Annotated in this window: 6 protein-coding genes and 1 pseudogene; 6 read left to right on the plus strand and 1 reads right to left on the minus strand. The window is 71.7% G+C overall.

Annotated elements, in window-relative coordinates; translation table 11 throughout:
- From AOK24_RS00410 to AOK24_RS00425, 4 genes and pseudogenes are all read left to right on the plus strand, one after another.
- Positions 1 to 279, plus strand: a pseudogene (locus tag AOK24_RS00410) (ATPase); the annotation flags it as partial.
- Positions 276 to 713 (plus strand): roadblock/LC7 domain-containing protein, encoded by a 438-nt coding sequence (locus AOK24_RS00415; protein WP_055718007.1) that lies wholly within the window; start codon positions 276 to 278, stop codon positions 711 to 713. The pseudogene AOK24_RS00410 and the gene AOK24_RS00415, both read left to right, overlap by 4 nt.
- Positions 714 to 720: 7 nt before the next feature.
- On the plus strand, positions 721 to 1,116 hold the full coding sequence (locus AOK24_RS00420; protein WP_010355427.1) for a DUF742 domain-containing protein: 396 nt from the start codon (positions 721 to 723) through the stop codon (positions 1,114 to 1,116).
- A 183-nt stretch (positions 1,117 to 1,299) separates the two neighbouring features.
- The gene (locus AOK24_RS00425) at positions 1,300 to 1,902 is read left to right on the plus strand and encodes a GTP-binding protein (RefSeq protein WP_055718008.1); all 603 of its coding nucleotides are present in this window, start codon (positions 1,300 to 1,302) and stop codon (positions 1,900 to 1,902) included.
- Between the two features lie 4 nt (positions 1,903 to 1,906).
- On the opposite strand, the gene AOK24_RS00430 is transcribed toward AOK24_RS00425, so the two are convergent.
- On the minus strand, positions 1,907 to 2,335 hold the full coding sequence (locus AOK24_RS00430) for a PPOX class F420-dependent oxidoreductase (RefSeq protein ID WP_055718009.1): 429 nt from the start codon (positions 2,333 to 2,335) through the stop codon (positions 1,907 to 1,909).
- A gap of 104 nt (positions 2,336 to 2,439) precedes the next feature.
- Here AOK24_RS00430 and AOK24_RS00435 point away from each other — a divergent pair, with 104 nt between their 5' ends.
- Both AOK24_RS00435 and AOK24_RS00440 read left to right on the plus strand, forming a co-directional pair.
- Positions 2,440 to 2,853, plus strand: a complete 414-nt coding sequence (locus AOK24_RS00435) for a roadblock/LC7 domain-containing protein (RefSeq protein WP_055718010.1) — start codon at positions 2,440 to 2,442, stop codon at positions 2,851 to 2,853.
- Between the two features lie 128 nt (positions 2,854 to 2,981).
- Positions 2,982 to 3,607: DUF6397 family protein (locus AOK24_RS00440; protein ID WP_055718011.1), on the plus strand; the 626-nt coding region annotated here is incomplete at its 3' end.

The raw sequence follows: 3,607 nt of genomic DNA on the forward strand, positions 1-3,607 counted from the left end.
CCCCTGCGCCTGCACCGCCCCCCGGACGACGCCGAACCCCCGGCGGCACCCGACGACGACCTCCCGCGCCGCGTGCGCCAGGCGAGCCTCGTCCCCCAACTGCGCGGCCCGCGCGCGGAGGAACCGCAGCGGCCGCACGGCACCCGCGACGACGGACGCACCCCCGAGGTCGTCCGCGACCGCATGGCCGCCTACCGCGCGGGCTGGGCCCGCGGCGGCGGCAGACAGCCCGGCCGCGCGGCCGGGCCGCGAACCGGCAGCGAAGGAGACCCCGCATGATCCAGGACCCCGGCACGAGGCCGTCCCAGCGGTCGGGGGAACTCGACTGGCTGCTGGACGACCTGGTGATGCGCGTCGGCGAGGTACGGCACGCGGTCGTGCTGTCCAACGACGGCCTCGCCGTGGGCGCCTCCACGGACCTCGGCCGCGAGGACGCCGAACACCTCGCCGCCGTCTCCTCCGGCTTCCACAGCCTCGCCAAGGGCGCGGGACGGCACTTCGGCGCCGGAGGGGTGCGCCAGACCATGGTCGAGATGGACGACGGCTTCCTGTTCGTCGCCGCCGCCGGGGACGGCTCCTGCCTCGCCGTCCTGACCGCCGCCACCGCCGACATCGGCCTCGTCGCCTACGAGATGGCCCGCCTCGTCAAACGCGTCGGCGAACACCTCCACACCCCGCCCCGCGTCACCGCGCGCCCGCCCGCCGCCGGATGAGGCACCGATGAACGACCAGCCGCCCAGCGCCCAGTGGTACGACAACGACGCCGGACCCCTCGTACGGCCGTACGCCATGACCGGCGGACGCACCAAGCCGGGGCCCACCGGGGTCCGCTTCGACCTCATCGCCCTCGTCACCCTCGACCCGGGCGCGCCCGGCGCCGACGACGACCACGCGCTCGGCCCCGAACACCGCGCCCTGATCGACCTGTGCCGCATCGAGACGCAGTCCGTCGCGGAGCTGTCCGCCGGGACCGACCTGCCCGTCGGGGTGGTCCGGGTCCTCCTCGGGGACCTGCTGGAGACGGGCCGCGTCACCGTCAGCCGCCCGGTACCGCCCGCCCACCTGCCCGACGAACGGATCCTGCGGGAGGTCATCGAAGGGCTGCGGGCCCTGTAGATGAACACCTGTCACCAGGCGCGCGTATACGTACGCATCTCGCGCCCCTCAGGACCTCGAAACGAACAAGAACGGTCACGAAAGACGGATGGCGATCGAACCTCCCGCCGAAGGACCGCGGTCGCCATCCTGCTGCCCCCGGACGACACCTCCGCACGCCGGAATCCCCGAGAGAAGTGATCCATGGCCTCCGAGCACCCCGACGCCACCGGCGAGACGGCACCGCTGGCGCTGAAGATTCTGGTCGCCGGCGGGTTCGGCGTGGGCAAGACGACCCTGGTGGGCGCGGTCAGCGAGATCAAGCCGCTGCGCACCGAGGAACTGCTCAGCGAAGCCGGACAGGCCGTCGACGACACCGACGGCGTCGACCAGAAGGTCACCACGACCGTCGCCATGGACTTCGGCCGGATCACCATCCGCTCCGGACTGTCCCTCTACCTGTTCGGCACCCCCGGCCAGGACCGCTTCTGGTTCCTGTGGGACGAACTCTCCCAAGGCGCCCTCGGCGCCGTCGTCCTCGCCGACACCCGGCGCCTGGAGGACTGCTTCCCGGCCGTCGACTACTTCGAGCACCGGCACATCCCGTTCGTCGTCGCCGTGAACTGCTTCACCGGCGCACGCGCGTACGCCGCCCCCGACGTGTCCCGGGCCCTCGACCTCGACCAGGGCACCCCCGTCGTCCTGTGCGACGCGCGCGACCGCGACTCCGGCAAGGAGGTCCTCATCCGCCTCGTCGAGTACGCGGGCCGCATGCACACGGCCCGCCTCCTCGACTCGGTGGGCTGAGCGGCTAGTCGGCCACCGCTTTCTGCGCCAGCACCTTCTCCACGGCGACCCGCACCAGCAGCTCGCCCGGTACGCCGTTGCGGGCGCCGAACTCCTCGGCGCGGTCCTCGCCCATGTAGCGGGCGCCGATCCTGGCCGCCCAGTGCCGGACCTCGGCGAGATCCTCCGAGATCGTCGCGCGGCCCTGGAGGATCACGTAGTCGAACGGGGGACGGTCGTCGTCGACGCACAGCGCGACACGGCCGTCCCGCGCCAGATTGCGGCCCTTCACGGTCTCCTTGCCGGTGTTGAACACCAGATCGTCCCCGTCCAGCACGAACCAGATCGGGGCCACGTGCGGACTCCCGTCGGCCCGGACCGTGGACAGCTTCGCGGTACGGGTGCCGTCCGAGACGAACGCCCGCCATTCCTCGTCGGTCATCTTCTTCGCCATGCCGCCATCCTCCTTGCTCGGGCCCCCGAAACTGCGGAAGGGTGGCGGACAAGTCCTCGCACGGGCGGGACCCAACGGGGAGATGTACGCGGGGAGAGCGAAGCATGGGGCAGAACCAGGGACTCGACTGGCTGCTGGACGACCTGACCGAACGCGTCGAACACGTACGGCACGCACTCGTCCTCACGACCGACGGACTGGTGGCCGGCGCCAGCACCGGACTGCGCCGCGAGGACGCCGAACACCTCGCCGCCGTCTCCTCCGGCCTGCACAGCCTCGCCAAGGGCTCAGGACGCCACTTCGGCGCAGGCCAGGTCCGGCAGACCATGGTCGAGTTCGACGACGCCCTCCTCTTCGTCACCGCCGCCGGAACCGGCAGCTGCCTGTGCGTCCTCACCGCCGCCGAAGCCGACATGGGCCAGGTCGCCTACGAGATGACCCTCCTCGTCAGCCGCGTCGGCGAACACCTCACGATGGACGTCCGCCAACCCGAACGAACTCCCCTCACAGAGCGCTGACCTGCACATTATCGGGCGTTCAGGAAGTTATCCACAGGCTTGTCGGCAGATCCGGCAAAACGGCTACGGTTTTTCCCGAGGGCACCGCGAACGGCGCGGAGCCCGACAGACCACGGGGGAGACCAAGCATGTCTCAGCACACCACCGCCCGACCACGCCCGCTCACCTGCACACCGAGCCGCGCGGCGAAAGAACTGGGCGTCAAGCGCGGCGAGTTCGACTTCGCCGTCCACCTCGGCCGGGTCCGGACCGTACCGGACGAGGGAGGCGGCGGCCGTCGGATCCCGTACGCGGAGATCGAACGGCTGCGCGCCCAGCCGGACTTCCCGGAGTCCTTCCTCGAAGAGGTGCGCACCGTCGGCACCGCCGAGGCGGCCGGCATCCTGAAGATCTCACCCGCCCGCTTCTCCCGCCTCGCGCGGCTCGGGCTCGTCGCGCCGGTGCGGTTCTACCTCAACCGGTACCGGGCCGTCGTCTGGCTCTACCTCGCCGAAGAACTCAGGCAGTTCGCCGACGACCCGGCCAACGCGCCCATGCTCAGCGGCCGGACACCCGAAAAACTGCGCGCCCGACTCGCCGACGGCCTCGACCGCAGGGCCCGCAACTGGCGGGGCCGCCACCTCGGCTTCCTGCTCCGCGAGGCCGAGACCCCCTGGCAGCGGGCTGGCGCCGTGGCCGCCTTCCTCGACCCCGCCGATATCACCGACCTCGTCCCCGACCCGTACGAGCGGGCCTACCTCAACCGCTCCCGGCC

This window comes from Streptomyces niveiscabiei, from assembly GCF_001419795.1.
GTDB classification, from domain to species: Bacteria; Actinomycetota; Actinomycetes; order Streptomycetales; family Streptomycetaceae; genus Streptomyces; species Streptomyces niveiscabiei.

Bases quoted from the DNA above. Each gene is read 5' to 3' on its own strand.
- AOK24_RS00415 (WP_055718007.1), top strand. From the start codon at position 276: ATGATCCAGGACCCCGGCACGAGGCCGTCCCAGCGGTCGGGGGAACTC.
- AOK24_RS00420 (WP_010355427.1), top strand. From the start codon at position 721: ATGAACGACCAGCCGCCCAGCGCCCAGTGGTACGACAACGACGCCGGA.
- AOK24_RS00425 (WP_055718008.1), top strand. From the start codon at position 1,300: ATGGCCTCCGAGCACCCCGACGCCACCGGCGAGACGGCACCGCTGGCG.
- AOK24_RS00430 (WP_055718009.1), bottom strand. From the start codon at position 2,335: ATGGCGAAGAAGATGACCGACGAGGAATGGCGGGCGTTCGTCTCGGAC.
- AOK24_RS00435 (WP_055718010.1), top strand. From the start codon at position 2,440: ATGGGGCAGAACCAGGGACTCGACTGGCTGCTGGACGACCTGACCGAA.